15 protein-coding genes are annotated in these 15,296 nt (G+C 64.6%); 6 read left to right on the forward strand and 9 right to left on the reverse strand.

Annotated elements, in window-relative coordinates:
* Positions 1-1,782 (forward strand): chromosome segregation SMC family protein (locus ACFP9U_RS10515; protein ID WP_378621190.1); only part of this gene is annotated, 1,782 nt, incomplete at its 5' end.
* Between the two features lie 179 nt (positions 1,783-1,961).
* Entirely contained in the window at positions 1,962-2,369 is a 408-nt protein-coding gene (locus ACFP9U_RS10520; protein ID WP_378621192.1) for a hypothetical protein, read from the forward strand.
* 8 nt (positions 2,370-2,377) lie between these two features.
* Here the strand turns inward: ACFP9U_RS10520 and ACFP9U_RS10525 are convergent, their stop codons facing one another.
* Positions 2,378-2,725 (reverse strand): VOC family protein, encoded by a 348-nt coding sequence (locus ACFP9U_RS10525; protein ID WP_378621193.1) that lies wholly within the window; start codon positions 2,723-2,725, stop codon positions 2,378-2,380.
* Positions 2,726-2,915: 190 nt separating this feature from the next.
* On the opposite strand from ACFP9U_RS10525, the gene ppdK reads away from it, so the two are divergent.
* The gene (gene ppdK, locus ACFP9U_RS10530; protein WP_378621195.1) at positions 2,916-5,579 is read left to right on the forward strand and encodes a pyruvate, phosphate dikinase; all 2,664 of its coding nucleotides are present in this window, start codon (positions 2,916-2,918) and stop codon (positions 5,577-5,579) included.
* 12 nt (positions 5,580-5,591) lie between these two features.
* Here ppdK and ACFP9U_RS10535 read toward each other — a convergent pair whose 3' ends face one another.
* Both ACFP9U_RS10535 and ACFP9U_RS10540 read right to left on the reverse strand, forming a co-directional pair.
* Positions 5,592-5,969: a DUF427 domain-containing protein gene (locus tag ACFP9U_RS10535; RefSeq protein WP_378621197.1), complete on the reverse strand. Its 378-nt coding sequence runs from the start codon at positions 5,967-5,969 to the stop codon at positions 5,592-5,594.
* 47 nt (positions 5,970-6,016) lie between these two features.
* Positions 6,017-6,379 (reverse strand): hypothetical protein, encoded by a 363-nt coding sequence (locus ACFP9U_RS10540; RefSeq protein ID WP_378621199.1) that lies wholly within the window; start codon positions 6,377-6,379, stop codon positions 6,017-6,019.
* 223 nt (positions 6,380-6,602) lie between these two features.
* On the opposite strand from ACFP9U_RS10540, the gene ACFP9U_RS10545 reads away from it, so the two are divergent.
* Positions 6,603-7,379, forward strand: a complete 777-nt coding sequence (locus ACFP9U_RS10545; RefSeq protein WP_378621200.1) for a DUF1499 domain-containing protein — start codon at positions 6,603-6,605, stop codon at positions 7,377-7,379.
* A 4-nt stretch (positions 7,380-7,383) separates the two neighbouring features.
* Here ACFP9U_RS10545 and ACFP9U_RS10550 read toward each other — a convergent pair whose 3' ends face one another.
* The gene (locus ACFP9U_RS10550) at positions 7,384-8,289 is read right to left on the reverse strand and encodes an MBL fold metallo-hydrolase (protein ID WP_378621240.1); all 906 of its coding nucleotides are present in this window, start codon (positions 8,287-8,289) and stop codon (positions 7,384-7,386) included.
* A 255-nt stretch (positions 8,290-8,544) separates the two neighbouring features.
* On the opposite strand from ACFP9U_RS10550, the gene ACFP9U_RS10555 reads away from it, so the two are divergent.
* The gene (locus ACFP9U_RS10555; RefSeq protein WP_378621202.1) at positions 8,545-8,871 is read left to right on the forward strand and encodes a hypothetical protein; all 327 of its coding nucleotides are present in this window, start codon (positions 8,545-8,547) and stop codon (positions 8,869-8,871) included.
* A gap of 22 nt (positions 8,872-8,893) precedes the next feature.
* Positions 8,894-9,865, forward strand: coding sequence for a glycoside hydrolase family 26 protein (locus ACFP9U_RS10560; RefSeq protein ID WP_378621203.1), 972 nt, complete (start codon positions 8,894-8,896; stop codon positions 9,863-9,865).
* Between the two features lie 161 nt (positions 9,866-10,026).
* On the opposite strand, the gene ACFP9U_RS10565 is transcribed toward ACFP9U_RS10560, so the two are convergent.
* From ACFP9U_RS10565 to ACFP9U_RS10585, 5 genes are read right to left on the reverse strand one after another with little or no spacing between them, the layout of a single operon-like run.
* Positions 10,027-10,533, reverse strand: coding sequence for a DUF995 domain-containing protein (locus tag ACFP9U_RS10565; RefSeq protein ID WP_378621205.1), 507 nt, complete (start codon positions 10,531-10,533; stop codon positions 10,027-10,029).
* Positions 10,534-10,561: 28 nt separating this feature from the next.
* A complete protein-coding gene (locus ACFP9U_RS10570) occupies positions 10,562-11,518 on the reverse strand; it encodes a glycoside hydrolase family 26 protein (protein WP_378621206.1) in 957 nt (318 codons plus the stop codon).
* On the reverse strand, positions 11,515-12,075 hold the full coding sequence (locus ACFP9U_RS10575) for a DUF995 domain-containing protein (protein ID WP_378621208.1): 561 nt from the start codon (positions 12,073-12,075) through the stop codon (positions 11,515-11,517). Before ACFP9U_RS10575 ends, ACFP9U_RS10570 begins: the two co-directional genes overlap by 4 nt.
* Positions 12,072-13,466: a UDP-glucose dehydrogenase family protein gene (locus ACFP9U_RS10580; RefSeq protein ID WP_378621209.1), complete on the reverse strand. Its 1,395-nt coding sequence runs from the start codon at positions 13,464-13,466 to the stop codon at positions 12,072-12,074. The genes ACFP9U_RS10575 and ACFP9U_RS10580 overlap by 4 nt, the downstream gene beginning before the upstream one ends.
* Position 13,467: 1 nt before the next feature.
* On the reverse strand, positions 13,468-15,270 hold the full coding sequence (locus ACFP9U_RS10585) for a glycosyltransferase family 2 protein (RefSeq protein WP_378621242.1): 1,803 nt from the start codon (positions 15,268-15,270) through the stop codon (positions 13,468-13,470).
* Positions 15,271-15,296 lie beyond the last annotated feature (26 nt).

Consider the following 15,296-nt stretch of genomic DNA (forward strand, 5'->3'; position numbering starts at 1 on the left):
CCTGCCGGTGTCCGCCCGTTGGCCGACGTGGTGCAGGCGCCGGCGCAGCTTGCCCGCCGCCTTGCACAGATCGGCATTGCCGAGGACGCGGACGGATCCCGCCTGCAGGCACTTCTGAAGCCCGGCCAAAGGCTGGTGAGCGGTAAGGGTGCCTTGTGGCGCTGGGACGGCTATACCGCCAGCGCCGACGCGCCGACGGCGGCTGCCCAGCGTCTGGCGCAGAAGAACCGGCTTTCCGAATTGGAACGCGAAGCCGCAGCCGCCAAGGAACGGGTCGGACAGGCGGAAGAGGCGCTTTCGCGTGCAGAGGCGGCCGTGAAGGAGACGGTGGAGGCCGAACGCGGCGCCCGCGAGCGCCTGCGCGAGTGCCAGCGCACAGTCGGTGCCGCGCGTGACGCGCTGGCGGCGGCGGAAAAGGCGTCCGGCGAGCTGGCGAGCCGCCGTACGGCACAGGAAGAATCACGCGTCAGGCTGGCCGAAGACCACGAGGAAGCACTGAAGGCCGTCGCGGAGGCGGAAGCCGCCTTCGCCGAGGCACCGGACCTTTCCAGGTTGCAAGGTCAGCTCGAAGAGGTGTCGGCGGAGGTTTCGCAGGCTCGCGGCAAGGCGGCGGAAGCCCGCGCCGCGCATGACGGGCTGAAGCGGGAGGCGGAGAACCGTAGACGGCGCCTGGCGGCCATTGCCGACGAGCGCAAGAGCTGGACCGCGCGCGCGGATAACGCCGACAAGCAGATCACCGCACTCAAGGAACGGCGCGGCGAGGCGGCGGGCGAGCTGGAGAAACTCGCCGATGCGCCGGACGAGATCGAGGCGCGCGGGCGCACGCTGCTTTCGCAGATCGCCGAAGCCGAGTCCGTGCGCAACGCCGCTGCCGATAAGCTGCAGGAGGCGGAAAACCGGCAGGCGCAACTCGACAAGCACGCGGCCGAAGCGATCCAGGCGCTGGCGTCCGCACGCGAAACCCGCGCCCGCGCCGAAGAGCGGGAGGCTGCGGCCGAGGAGCGGCGCAAAGAGGCCGAGGCACGCATCCAGGAAGCGCTCAACGTGCCGCCTCATCTCGTCCTTCGCCAGGCGGAGCTTTCGCCGGACGACCCCATGCCGGAAATGGCGGCGGTCGAAAAGCGGCTGGAGAGGCTGAAGATCGAGCGCGAGCGGCTGGGGGCTGTCAACCTGCGCGCCGAGGAAGAGCAGAACGAACTTACAGAGCGGCTGGACACGCTGGTCTCCGAACGCGACGACGTCATCGAGGCGATCCGCAAGCTGCGCCACGCCATCCAGAACCTGAACCGGGAGGGACGCGAACGGCTGCTTTCGGCGTTCGACGTGGTGAACGGCCAGTTCCAGCGCCTTTTCACCCATCTTTTCGGCGGCGGCACGGCCGAGCTGCAGCTCGTCGAATCCGACGACCCGCTGGAGGCGGGGCTTGAAATCCTTGCCCGGCCGCCCGGCAAACGCCCGCAGACCATGACATTGCTTTCCGGCGGCGAGCAGGCGTTGACGGCGATGGCGCTGATCTTCGCCGTGTTCCTGACCAATCCCGCGCCCATCTGCGTGCTCGACGAGGTGGACGCACCGCTCGATGACCACAATGTCGAGCGCTTTTGCAATCTGATGGACGAGATGGCGTCATCCACCGAGACGCGTTTCGTCATCATCACCCACAACCCGATCACCATGGCGCGCATGAACCGGCTGTTCGGCGTGACGATGGCCGAGCAGGGGGTGAGCCAGCTCGTCTCGGTGGATCTGCAGACGGCCGAACGCTTGCGCGAGGCGAGCTGAGCAGGCGCGGGGATACGCGCACGGAATGGGGCGGGTGAGATCAGCGGTCCTTGAACGACGCTGGCGGGGCGGTCTCGGCCCGAGGATCCATTCCGGAACCTTTCCAGTCGCAAAACAGTCGATGTCAAAGCCCTGGGTATGATACTTCTCGCCACAAGCTTCTGAACAGGAGCAGCGACATGGAACCGACGAATTCCGCATCGGCGCTAGGCGAGGACCTGTCCTCGGCGCTCAAGGCCCTCCACCGCGCGCTCATTCTCGCCGAGGCGGGTGACGACGAAACACTGCAAAATCCGTATACGCTGCTGTTCGCCGTGATCGGCGATCCCCGATTTGCGTGGACGAACGGCCTCTCGCAGCTCATCGTGCGGCTCGACGAAATGCTGACCGCCGGTGAAATCGCCAGCCCTGACGATCTTCTTCCCTTCCGCAACGAGGCGGCACGGCTTTTGGGCGAGGAGGGCGGGGCGGACAACGAGTTCCGCCTGCGCTACTTGATCGCGCTCAAGAAGGCGCCGGACGTGGCGCTCGCCACGGGCCGGCTCCGCCAGATCATGGCAGAGCTTCCCGCCCCGGAAGCGAAATAGGCACCAGACTAGGTTTCGCTCCACACGGCCAGCTCGTTGCCGGCGGGATCGGTGAAGTGGAAGCGCCGGCCACCGGGGAAGGAGAAGATCGGCTTGACGATCCGCCCGCCCGCCTCTTCCACCCGCCGCAGCGTATCCTCCAACGCGCGCGAATAGAGGACCGGCAGGGGCTTGTCCGTCCCTTCGAGCGGGCTGCCGTAGAAGCCGCCGTCCAGACCTTCGCTGAAGGCGGAGTAGCTCGCGCCATAGTCCGTGAACGACCACGAGAACGCATTGGCGTAAAACGCCTTGACGCTGTCGAGTGCGCCTCCGGTGGCCGGCATTTCGATATAGTCGAGCTTTCCCGTCTCACGCATGACTCTCTCCTGAATGTTCATGATATGTTCTTATGTTGCCCCACTTCATGTGAAGCGTCAAGCCGAGAAGCTGATGCGTGCCGGATACCCAAATCGATTAGGGTCCGGCGGAGCGTCTTGCCATTGCCGCGGGCGGCCCTTAACGCTGTCTGACGCGGAGCAGCACACACGCGATCCATCGGGAGGCGGCATGACGAAGTGGGTCTACAGTTTCGGCGACGGACAGGCCGAAGGCCGGGCATCCGACCGGAATCTTTTGGGGGGCAAGGGAGCGAACCTGGCCGAGATGAGCAGCCTCGGTCTGCCGGTGCCGCCGGGCTTCACGATCACCACCGACGTCTGCACCCATTACTATGCCAATGGCCGCACCTATCCGCCGGAGCTTGAAGCCCAGGTCGAGAAAACGCTGGAGGAAGTGGGGCGGATCGCCGGCCGGCGCTTCGGCGATCCCGAGCGTCTTCTTCTGGTCTCGGTGCGTTCCGGAGGGCGCGCGTCGATGCCGGGCATGATGGACACGGTGCTCAATCTCGGCCTCAACGATGCGACGGTGGAGGCCTTGGCCGCCGATGCAAACGACGCCCGCTTCGCCTATGACAGCTACCGCCGCTTCATTCAGATGTACAGCGACGTGGTCCTCGGCCTCGATCATGAAGTGTTCGAGGAGATCCTGGCCGACGAGAAAGGTCGCCTCGGCTATGATGTCGATACGGAATTCTCCGCCGACGACTGGCGCCGCATCTTGCGCCTCTACAAGGAGCGCGTGGAAAGCGAGCTCGGCGAACCTTTTCCGCAGGATCCGCGCAAGCAGCTCTGGGGCGCCATCGGCGCGGTTTTTTCGAGCTGGATGAACCCGCGCGCCGTCACCTATCGCCGCCTGCACGACATTCCCGAAAGCTGGGGCACCGCGGTGAACGTCCAGGCCATGGTCTTCGGCAATATGGGCGAGACCTCGGCCACGGGCGTCGCCTTCACCCGCAACCCCTCGACCGGCGAAAAAGCGCTCTATGGCGAGTTTCTCGTCAATGCGCAGGGCGAGGACGTGGTGGCCGGCATCCGTACACCGCAAAGCCTGACGGAGGCGGCGCGGCTGGAGGCAGGCTCCGACAAACCCTCGCTCGAAAAGCTGATGCCGGAGGTCTTCGCCACTTTCGTGAAGACCGCTGAGCGCCTCGAGGCCCACTACCGCGATATGCAGGACCTCGAATTCACCATCGAGCGCGGCAAATTGTGGATGCTGCAGACGCGCTCCGGCAAGCGCACCACGGCGGCTGCGCTCAAGATCGCCGTGGACATGGCCAATGAGGGGCTGATCTCGCGCGCCGAAGCCGTCTGCCGCATCGACCCCGCCGCCCTCGACCAGTTGCTTCACCCTACGATCGATCCCGATGCCCAGCGCGACATGATCGCCGCCGGCCTGCCGGCTTCCCCGGGGGCGGCGACGGGCGAGATCGTCTTCTCATCCGACGAGGCGGAGGAGATGAAGGCGCGCGGCATCTCTGTCATCCTGGTGCGCGTGGAGACGAGCCCGGAGGACATCCACGGCATGCATGCCGCAGAGGGCATCCTTACGACGCGCGGCGGCATGACCAGCCACGCCGCCGTGGTTGCCCGCGGCATGGGCAAGCCCTGCGTCGCCGGCGCCGGCACCATCCGCGTGGACTACCGCGCCGGCACCATGTCGTCTCTCGGACGGACCTTCAGGAAGGGCGACGTGATCACCATCGACGGCTCGACCGGCCAGGTGCTCGCGGGCAAGGTGCCGATGCGCCAGCCGACCCTTTCGGGCAACTTCTCGACCATCATGGAATGGGCGGACGCGGTGCGCCGCATGGGGGTGCGCGCCAATGCCGACACGCCGACCGATGCCCGCACCGCCCGCTCCTTCGGGGCGGAGGGAATCGGTTTATGCCGCACCGAGCACATGTTCTTCGACGACGATCGGATCCTCGCCATGCGCGAGATGATCCTGTCCGACACGGAAGAGGAGCGCCGCAGGGCGTTATCCAAGCTCCTCCCCATGCAGCGGGCCGATTTCATCGAGCTGTTCGAGATCATGGCCGGTCTTCCCGTCACCATCCGCCTGCTCGATCCGCCGCTCCATGAATTCCTGCCCAAGACGGAAGAGGAGATTGCCGAGGTCGCCGCCGCCATGGATGTGGATCCGGACCGGCTGCGCCAGCGCACCGAGGCCCTGCACGAGTTCAATCCCATGCTCGGCCATCGCGGCTGCCGGTTGGCGATCTGCTATCCCGAGATGGCCGAGATGCAGGCGCGCGCGATTTTCGAAGCGGCGACCGAGGCTGCGCGCACCACCGGCGCGCCGGTCGTGCCGGAAATCATGGTGCCGCTGGTCGGCATCGCGGCCGAGTTCACGCTCGTGAAGGCGATGATCGAGAAGGTGGGCAAGGAGGTGCTCGCCGAGGCGGGCGCCGAGATCGACTATCTGATCGGCACCATGATCGAGCTGCCGCGCGCGGCGCTGGGCGCCGGAGAGATCGCCCGCGAGGCGGAGTTCTTCTCCTTTGGCACCAACGATCTCACCCAGACCACCTTCGGCATCTCGCGTGACGATGCCGGCAGTTTTCTGGAAATCTACCGCCAGAAGGGCATTCTGGAGCAGGATCCCTTCGTCTCCATCGACGTGGAAGGCGTGGGCGCGCTGGTCAGGATCGGCGCGGAACGGGGCAGGGCGGTGCGCGAGGCGATGAAGCTTGGCATCTGCGGCGAACACGGCGGCGACCCCGCTTCTATCGCCTTCTGCGAGGAAGTGGGGCTTGATTACGTTTCCTGCTCTCCTTTCCGCGTGCCAATTGCCCGTCTCGCGGCGGCGCAGGCCGCGTGCCGTGGAGAATAGGGACGAGAGTACTCAGTGCTCCTCGAAAGTGACCCGGTCCGCATAGAAGGCGCCGTGGTCCTTGATGGCCAGCATCTCTTCGTACGGATCTTCATAGGCCCACATGACATCCGGCGCCGCGCCGGTTTCGGCCAGGCGCCAATAGCTTGCATCGCCCTTGTAGGGGCAATGGCTCTTGGTCTCGGTTCGCTCCAGCGCCGCAAAACGGATATCGTCGAAAGGAATGTAAAGCACCGGCGGATAGCCCTCTTCCTCGAGGCGCTTGGCCTGTCGGGTTGTCGCCAAGACGGTGCTTCCCGCAGACACCGTCACGGCGCGGGCATGGGGTGCGATCGTGATCTTCTTGTCGGGGTTCCTTCGGAAACCGGGCGATGGTCTGGCTTGCTGCATTGTCTCACCATCCGGAACAAAGGTCGGATTCGCTGCTTTCCCGTCCCTCAGTCATCGGAGCCGAGCTGCCGCATCACGTTTGCGTAAGCCCGGGCAATGCCGGCGACGGGAAGATCGCTGGCCTCGGCATCCTCAACCCTCAGCGGTCCGCCGTCGATGGGTTGCGCCACCAGTGCCACCTTGCGCTCGCCGCCACCATCGAGCGACACCGCAGCGACCCAGTCGCAGTCGGCAAGGCCGTTCATGCGCATGTGAAACAGCATCTTTCCGCCAATCCGCTCCAAAGCCTGCATGACAGCGCCTTCGAAGCCGATATCCACGAAGTCCTGGTGACGCAGCGCGAGTTCCAGCTCGACGATTTCCAGAGGCGGCGTAGGCGTTTGCGTCTCTTCTTTGGCCAACGTTTCCATATTTGTACGGACACTCTACACACGTGGAGACACACAACGCACTGGCCCGAAAAAGGTTCCAGGACAATGAGATCGGGCGATTCGAAGTTGATGGTGCCAGTGGTGGAGCCCGCGTGCCATGCCGGTCGGTATCAAACTTTTTTGCAACAGCACTGTTCACGTGATCGCTTGCCGGTCCGTTGCACAACTGTGACAATGAGGGAGATGGCTGTGGGGAGATTCGATGAGGGCGATTCTGGAACGACGCAGTGCGCCCGCCGCGCCATGGGCGCGCCGGCTCGGCTCCTTCTCGGCCGTCCTCTTCCTCACCGCCGCCCTGGCGCACCGCTTCGCCCTCGTCGAAACGGTGCCCTTCCTCTGGCTTCTCGGAATTGTGGGATTCCTGGCTTTTTGCGGTCTCTGTCTGGCGATCGTCGCTTTCGTACAGATCTGGGAGCGCGGCGTGGCCGGCCTGAAGGCGGCGAGCCTGGGCGCCGTGTTTTCGGCGCTCGTGCTCGTGCCCTATGCTGTCTCCGGCTACCGGATCGTCATACACCCGCAACTGATGGACATTTCGACGGACATCTCGCGTCCGCCGCGTTTCGAAGCCGCCGCCGCTTTGCGCGCGCCGCCGATGAACCGGCTCGGAGCGATAAGCCAGGATGACGCGCTGCTGCAGGCGGATGCCTATCCCGACATCGCCGGACGGCGCTATGAACATGCCAGGAATGTCGTGGTGGACACCGTCCTGGAACTCGTCGAAAGCCGTGGCTGGTGGTTGTTGTCGCCCATGCCCGCCGGCGACGGCACCGGCGACGTCACGATCGAGGCGGTCGGTCGCTCCTATCTTCTTGGTTTCCCCTCCGATGTGGCCATCCGCATCGAAGAGCGCTGGAATGCGACATATGTCGACATGCGTTCGGCCTCTCGCTACGGCCGGCACGACATGGGGGAGAATGCGGAGCGGATCAGGCGCTTCCTGAACGATCTCGACAGGCGCATGGAGAGGCTCGGAAGCTGACCGCTCAGGCCGGGCGAAAGGCGGCGTCGAGCGACAGCATTCCTTCCGCTTGGACCTGGCCCCGCGCCACTAGGTCTTCCAGATGTGCCAGAACCGACAGCGCCGCCGCCCCGTGCAGCCGGGGGTCCGTGTCGCGGTAAATGGCCCCGACGATTTCCGGTATGGTCCTGTCGCCCGAGAACAGCCGTTTGAGAATGGCGCGCTCGCGCATTTTACGGTGCGTCTTCAGACCGCGCAGGAATTGCTGCGGACGGGCGACCGGACCGCCGTGGCCGGGCAGCAGGAAGCGGTCGTCGCGCGCGATCAGCCGGTCGAGAGAGGCCATGAAGTCCGCCATCGCGCCGTCGGGCGGGGCGACAATGGTCGTTGACCACGCCATCACGTGATCGGCGGAGAAGGCGATGCCAGTGCCTTCCAGTCCGAACGCGCAGTGATTGGCCGTGTGACCTGGCGTATGGACGACCCGGATCGCCCAGCCCTCACCTTCCACGAGAGCGTTGTCGGGAAGCTGGATGTCGGGGCTGAAATCCGTATCGGCGCTGGCGTCCAGCGGATTGGTCTCGCCCACGCGCAGCGGGCGGGCAGGGCGATGCGGCCCCTCCGCCGCGACCAGGGCTCCAGTGGCTTCCGCCAGGCGCCGCGCCAGCGGCGAATGATCCCGGTGCGTATGGCTCACAAAGATATGGCTCACCGGCCGGCCGCCGATGGCGGCGAGCAGGGCCCGAAGATGTGCCTCGTCCTGCGGCCCCGGATCGATGACGGCGAGTGTCTCGTTGCCGACGATGTAGGAGTTCGTGCCGCGAAAGGTGAAAGGGCTCGGATTGCGAGCCGTCAGACGCTGTACGCCCGGAGCCACGTCCACCGGCCGCCCGTATTCAGGCTCGAAGCGTGTATCGAATTCGATGGTGATTTCTCCCGTTTTGCGCAGCGCCCGCGGCCATCTTTGACGGCCGAGCTCCCGTCAGTCTAGCAGCACGCTCTTTGTTCGCGACAGCCCTTCTCGATGGTTGCGGTCCGTCCCCGTGGGGGGCGGTAAGCCGCGCATAAGTATTAAAAAACTCATTATTCGAAGTTTCGAATTTTTACTCGCGCTTCCACGGCAATTTAAATCCGGTCGGTTAAGGTAAAAATACTGAGACCAATAGTGGGATGGGGATGCGTAGTCATGGAAAAAGAAATAAAAGTGAGCACACGTCGACCGGATTTTAAGTTTAAAAGCATATCGACGGCGACATTCATTGTTCCAGCAATTTGCCTGAGCATGCTCGCCGGTTGTGCCGCAATGCCGGATACCACGATGACCTCGTCGGTTTCGGTCGAGGCCGAGGAGTCGGCAGCGGCGCCGGCCCCGCAGTTGAAAAAGACGGTCCGGCACAAAAAGAGTGCGGGCCAGCCGGCGGTAAAGGTCGCCAGCGCTCGCTATCTCGGCCGTGCGCCCTACATCTGCACGCCGAGTGGCTTCGGAAGGACGTCGAGTTGCTTTCTGCGATAAGCAGCGGGGAGGGACCGTCGAGATGCTGAAGCGTATCGCGATACCGTTCGCCTTTGCCTTGTGCCTGGGAATGACGGGGATGGGCTCGGCCGAACCTGTGCAGGGCATCGACCGGATGAGGACAACCGCCATCGCACCGGATGAACCGGCCGACGACCGGGCACCGCTCTTCGGGGTTTACGATCCGCACGGCGGCTTTCATCATTCGGAACAAGCCGCCATCGAGCACGTCTTCGTCTACTGGCAGGCACTCGACAAAGCGATGCTTGCCCGAAAGATGCATATCGCCGCCCAAAGGGGGCGGGTGCTGATGGTTACTGTCGAGCCCTACACGAAGGCGGTGAACTGGCGCGACGGCGGCGAAAGCCTTTTCGAGGAAATCCAGAACGGCCGCTTCGATGCAGAGATCGCCTCGGTGTGCGGCGCCGTGGCTTCCTTCCCCGGGCGGCAGTGGGTCCGTTGGGGCCATGAGATGGAGGAGCCCAGCGAGCGTTATCCATGGGCGCGCAAGGATGCGCGCGGCTATATCGCCGCTTATCGCTACTTTGTCGCATCGTGCAGACGCATTGCCCCCCGGGCTCGTTTCATCTGGTCGCCCAAGGGACAGCGCCATCTCGCAGCCTATTATCCAGGCGACGCCCATGTGGACATGGTCGGGGTGTCGATCTGGGGGCTGGAGGCGTGGGACCGGCACTGGTACGGCAGGCCACGCGGTTTCGCCGAAACGCTCCAGGAAAATTACCGGCGGGTGGTCCGGTTCGGCAAACCGATCGTCATTGCGGAACTGGGGGTCGCCGGCACGGAGGATTATCGCCGCAGGTGGCTGTCGGAGATGCTCGATCCGGCAGGATGGCGGCGCTCTTTCCCGCTGCTGGAAGGCATCGTCTATTTCAACGACAAGGAGCCGCATTACTGGCCATACGGCTATGGTTCGCCGGACTGGCGCATCGCCGCCTCGGCGGTGGTCGACTTGCGGCAGGCATCGGCCCGCTGAAACGCGGCCATGGCCCGCCGGCTAGCGCCGGCGGACCATGGTGCCCCCTTCCCCAAGGCCTAGATCAGTTCACTGTTTCATGGAAACGGTGAGCTGATCTAACCATTTGATTCAACGCAATTCCGGACGGAAAACCGGCTTCCACTTTTCCTGGAATTGCTCTAGCGGTCGGACGACATCCGCGCCTCGATCCTCTTCAGGCGGGCGCTGACATGGTCACCCTTGCGCAACTTCGCGTACTCGTTGCTTCTCTTGGCCGGTACGTCCCTGAAGACATACCAGTCGCCGTCCGGCTCGCGTCGCTGATAGATGACGTCGTCGTTCTTGCGGTGGCTGAAACAGGTCACGGCAGGTGCGGCGCCTTCGCGGGCGTGCCATTTGGCCCGGAAGCACAGCTTGCCCGGCTCGGTGATGAACCAGAGGCCGATGCCGTAGGATGCATCGGCTCCGCTGCCGGCCCAGGCGGTGAAGCGGCGCTCCTTCACGGAGAAGAAGCCCCCGCCCTGATCCCATAGCCAAGAGCGGTTGTTGTAGATCTGGTAGAGTTCACCGCTGGAAAGCGGTGAGCCTGCCTCGGCTTTCTTGGCAAAGTCTTCCGGTGCGGCGGCTGCACCGCAGGAGGCTGCCGCCAGAAGGCCGAGTGCCAGCGCTATCGGTCGGATTGACATTCGTTTTTCTCCGGTTTGAGCTTGCGCCTCAGTTGACGGCCTGCTGGACCACCCGCCAGTCGGGGCGGCCATAGTCCTTCGGCCACGGATAGACCTCGCGGTCGTTGAAGTAGACGACAGCGACGAGTTCGGGGAATTGCGGGTGAGGCTTGGCGACGTTCTCGGCCCAGTTACGGACGTAGGAGCGATCGCCTTCATAGCCGAGTTCGGCCACCCAGATGGGCTTCCCGAAGCCAACGGCACGTTCGTATCCCGGAGCAAGCCGCTCCATGAAGGTCCAGTCCCGGCCGGTCTCGCCCTGGTCGTAGGTCTGATAGCCGAAGACAGAGAGGCCGACGATGTCGACGTATTCATCGCCGGGATAGAAGGCCTCGAGACCCTCGTTGCCCTTCGGTGACCACATGAAGCGGGCATCCTTCACGTGTTTCCGGCACTCCGTCACAGAGCGGCGGTAGGCCGCCACATATTCCTGCGGCCGCCAGTGCGCCCAGGTGAACTGGTTGTCGATCTCGTCCATCTCCTGGGCCCAGCGGATGACAACCGGGCTTTCGAGCTTCGAGATTTCCGTGCAGATCGCCGCCATGTTGGCGTCGTAGGCGCCGTTGGCGATGCCGCGATAGAGTTCCTCCGGCGATAGCCGCCAGTCGATCGACCAGGACCACGGCTCGATGGTGATCAGGAGCGACCGCCCGCGCTCGCGCGCATAGGCGTCGGCGATCGACAGGGTCGACAGGTCCACGTCCTCCCACGGAAGGAAGAGGTGTTCGACCTCGGAGTTCGGATCCTCGCTGAAATCCCCGTGCGGGTCGTAAGCGCCGAAGACAATCGAGTCCTCGGTGATGATCGGCCGCTTGTCCGACGGCTCGCGGGCCGTCGGCGAATCGGGATTCGGCAGCCCGCGGGGCTGTGTCGGAGCCGCCACGACGGCCGCCGAGACCATCAAGGCGGCGATCGAAAGTGCGATAGTCTTTGGTGTTCTTCTCATTGCCCTTCTCCGTCCTGTTCATCGCCCGCTTCTGCGAGCGATGATGCTTCTTCGCTTTCCATTCCCGCCTTCAGCGTCTGCCGGATGGATTCCAGCTTGCCGGAGACGAGATCATCCTTGGTGAACGCGTCGGATTCCTCGTCGTCCTCCGTCAGGAAGGCGTACCAGTCCCCGGAGGGCTCGCGCCTCTGGTAGACGGTGCCTTCATGGATCCGGTGGACGAAGCAGGTCTCATCGGGATAGACGCCCGTTCGGCTGTGCCATTCGCCTTTCAGGCACAGTTCTCCTTCGTCGGTAAGGATCCACCGGCCCTCGGCCCAGCTTGCAGACTCGCCGGTACCGGCCCAGGCGATGAAGGAACGCCCCTCGTCGCGCAGGTAAGCCGCGCCTTCCGACCACTTCCAGCTTTTGTCGTGGTAAATCCCGTGCAGTTCCACTGCGCTCATGAGCCGCGCGTCGTCGGGTAGTTCCTCGCCGGCGGCCTTGCCGGGCCCGCCCAGCATCGCCGCGGCGACGAGGGCGAGACACATGGTTTGGTTGCGTCTTGTTCGTTTCATCGGTTGCGCCCTCCGTTGTAGCCCGCCGGCTCCCTGTTGCTCCTGGCGGTGGTCATCATCGCGGCGGTATCGCCACCGCGCTGCGTCGGCCGTCCGACTGCAAAAAGCTGAAAGCCGCAGGCTTCCGCCGCGCCCGGCTCGAAGGTGTGGCGCAGGTCGATCAGCGCGGGGCTGCGTACGAGCTGCCGCAAAAGCTTCAGATTGATGCGGCGGATGCTTTCCCATTCGGTGACGATGACGACGGCGTCGGCGCCACGGGCACATTCGTATGGGTCCTCGAACAGCGCCACGTCCTCGAGGATCTGGGCCGCGTTTTCCATCCCCACCGGATCGTGCGCGCGGACGGTGGCGCCGAAGCGCTGCAGGGTCTCGATCAGGGGCACCGAGGGGGCGTCGCGCATATCGTCCGTGTCGGGCTTGAAGGTCAGGCCCAGGACCGCGATCGTCATGCCGTCGACATCGCCGCCGACGGCATCGAGCACCTTCAGGGCCATCTTGCGCTTGCGCGCTTCGTTCGCCGTCACCGTCTCCTCGACGATGCGCAGCGCCACCCCGTGGTCTTGCGCCGTGCGCAGGAGCGCCAGCGTGTCCTTGGGGAAGCAGGAACCGCCATAGCCCGGCCCGGCATTCAGGAAGCTCGTGCCGATGCGCTTGTCGAGCCCCATGCCGAGGGCGAGCTCGCTGACATTGGTCCCGACCTGCTCGCAAAGGTCCGCGAGTTCGTTGATGAAGGTGATTTTCGTGGCCAGGAAGGCGTTGGACGCATACTTGATCAGTTCCGACGTGCGGCGCTGGGTGACCACGATCGGAGACTCGTCTTCGGCAAGCGGGCCGCTGTAGAGCGCCATGAGAACCGCGCGCGCGTTCGCGTCCTCGACACCGATCACCACGCGATCGGGCTCGAGAAAGTCGCGGATGGCAACGCCCTCGCGGAGAAACTCGGGGTTCGAGGCGACGGAGAAGCTGCCCGGCCTGCGCACCGTCGAGATGATCTTCTCGACAGCATCGCCGGTGCCCACCGGAACGGTCGATTTGACGACCACCACGGCACCGTCACAAAGCAGCGGCGCAATCTCCTTGGCGACCATATAGACGAAGGAGAGATCGGCATCGCCGTGCCCGGCGCGCGAGGGGGTTCCGACCGCGATGAAGACGGCGGCGGCATCTTGCACCGCTTCCGCCAGATCTGTGGTGAAGGACAGGCGTCCGGCGACGGTGTTGCGCTCCACCAGTTCGTCGAGGCCGGGTTCGTAGATGGGGAGCTTCCCCTGATTGAGCCCGGCGATCTTTTCGGCGTTTTTGTCGACACAGGCCACCTCATGGCCCCATTCGGCGAAGCATGTGCCGCTGACGAGGCCGACGTAACCCGTTCCTATTATTGCGATTTTCATTTCACGACTCGTTTTCGTTTGAGGTTCCGGATTTGGGGGGAAGCCAGTGGGGGCGGAAAACGGTCCTGCGCAGATCCGTTCCGCCGATGCCGGCACCGGCGACGGAGAAGCGCTCCTCGAAAAGGCGGAAGCTGCCAGCACCCCAGGCAAGCGCCTCGAGCCCTTCCTTCCCGCGCTCAGCCGTGGCGATGCTTGGCAGAACGAGAAGAGCCAAAAGGCTGGCGGCCATTGCCGGACGATAGGTGCGGCTCGTCACGCGCACGGCGTTTTCGCGGGCGTGCCGGATGACGATCACGCAAAGGAGCGTCGTGTAGACCACTGCGTTGACGATGGCGAAGAGATAGAAGCCGCGCGTTTCTCCCGCATCGTTCACCAGAAGCACCGGGACCAGCGAGGCGATGGACAGAAAGCCGTAAGGCGCCAGGACGCGCAGGGGCAGCGGATCCACTTCGGAGCCACCCTTCGGCGTGACACGGAAATCGACGAAGGAGCCGGTGATCCAGTCCCGCAGGGCAGCGAGCGATCCGGCCAGCGCCCAAGGCCACCGCGCGAAGAGGAAGAGCATGGATTCCCAGCTCAGGATCTTCGCATCGAGTGGCCGGAAGGAGCCGGTGGCTCGCCAGCGAAATGCAAGCAGCACGAGGACGAGTGAGAGCGGCGCGAAATGGGCGAGGAAGCTCGGATACGTCACTGCCACGAAGTTCTCGCCGCGCAGGAGCGCCAGGATGGGCAGGGCGAACATCAGCGCCATGAACACCGAAAAGAGCGGATACCAGAACTGCGAGAAGAGGAACTGGAACTGCAGGCGCGGCGGCAGGTGCCCGACCAGCTTCGGAGAATATTGCAGGAGCAGCATGACGAGGCTGCGCGACCACTGGAATTCCTGCGTGACCAGGTCGCCGAAGGTGCGCGGCCCGTCGCCGTGGGCGATCGCTTCCAGCGCATGGACGCCGCGCCAGCCGTGGGCGTTCATCATCAGCGTCGTGGAATGATCCTCGGCGAGTTCGGGTCCGAGCCCGCCGATCTCCTTCAGCGCCGCGGTGCGCACGGCGTAGTGCGAGCCGATGCACAGCGGCGCCAGGCCACCGTTGTATCCGGCCTGCAATGACCCGTGCATGCTCGCTTCCGCATAGAGTCGCCCACGCGCCGACCAGCTTTCGGCGGCGTTTCTGTCGCAGATGCTGGGCGCCGACACATAGCCGATGGCCGGATCGGCGAAGGGGCGCAACATCTGGTAGAGATAGTCGGGCTCCGGCACGTGGTCGGCGTCGAGCTGAGCCACGAAATCGTAGCGTTCGTAGCCGTAGTGGTCGTAGAAGAAGGCGAGGTTGCCTTCCTTGCAGCGCGTGCGCCGTGGCCAACTCGTGCGGTGATAGTCCGCCCGCCCCTTGCGGGTGGACACGAACACGCCGTGCCGGCGGCACCAGTCGAGCGTTTCGGGGGAGGGATCCTCGTCTGCGAGCCACGTGTCGTGTGGCACGTCTTGCGCCAGCATCGCCCGCAGCGTCTCCGCGACCACCGGGAAGGGCTCCGACGGCGCCTTGGTAACCACCATGGCGATGCGCCTGCCGGCCGGCAGGCGCAAGGGGCCGTTCGGCTTCCTTGCCCGATAGAAGATGGCGATGAAATAACCCGGCAGAAGCGTAACCCAGGCGATCACGGCCGTGACGAGGACGGAACCGAAGGTGCTGAAATGGTGCTCCGGACGCAGCCACCAGGCCCAGAAATAGGCCAGTGCTGCGATCCAGAGGGCGACGCCTGCCAGATATTCCACGCGCCGGTATCCGCTGATGAGCGGCACCATGAGCGGTTCGTGCGTCGGATCCGCGC

Source organism: Nitratireductor sp. GCM10026969, from assembly GCF_042660605.1.
In the GTDB taxonomy this organism is placed as follows: Bacteria; Pseudomonadota; Alphaproteobacteria; order Rhizobiales; family Rhizobiaceae; genus Chelativorans.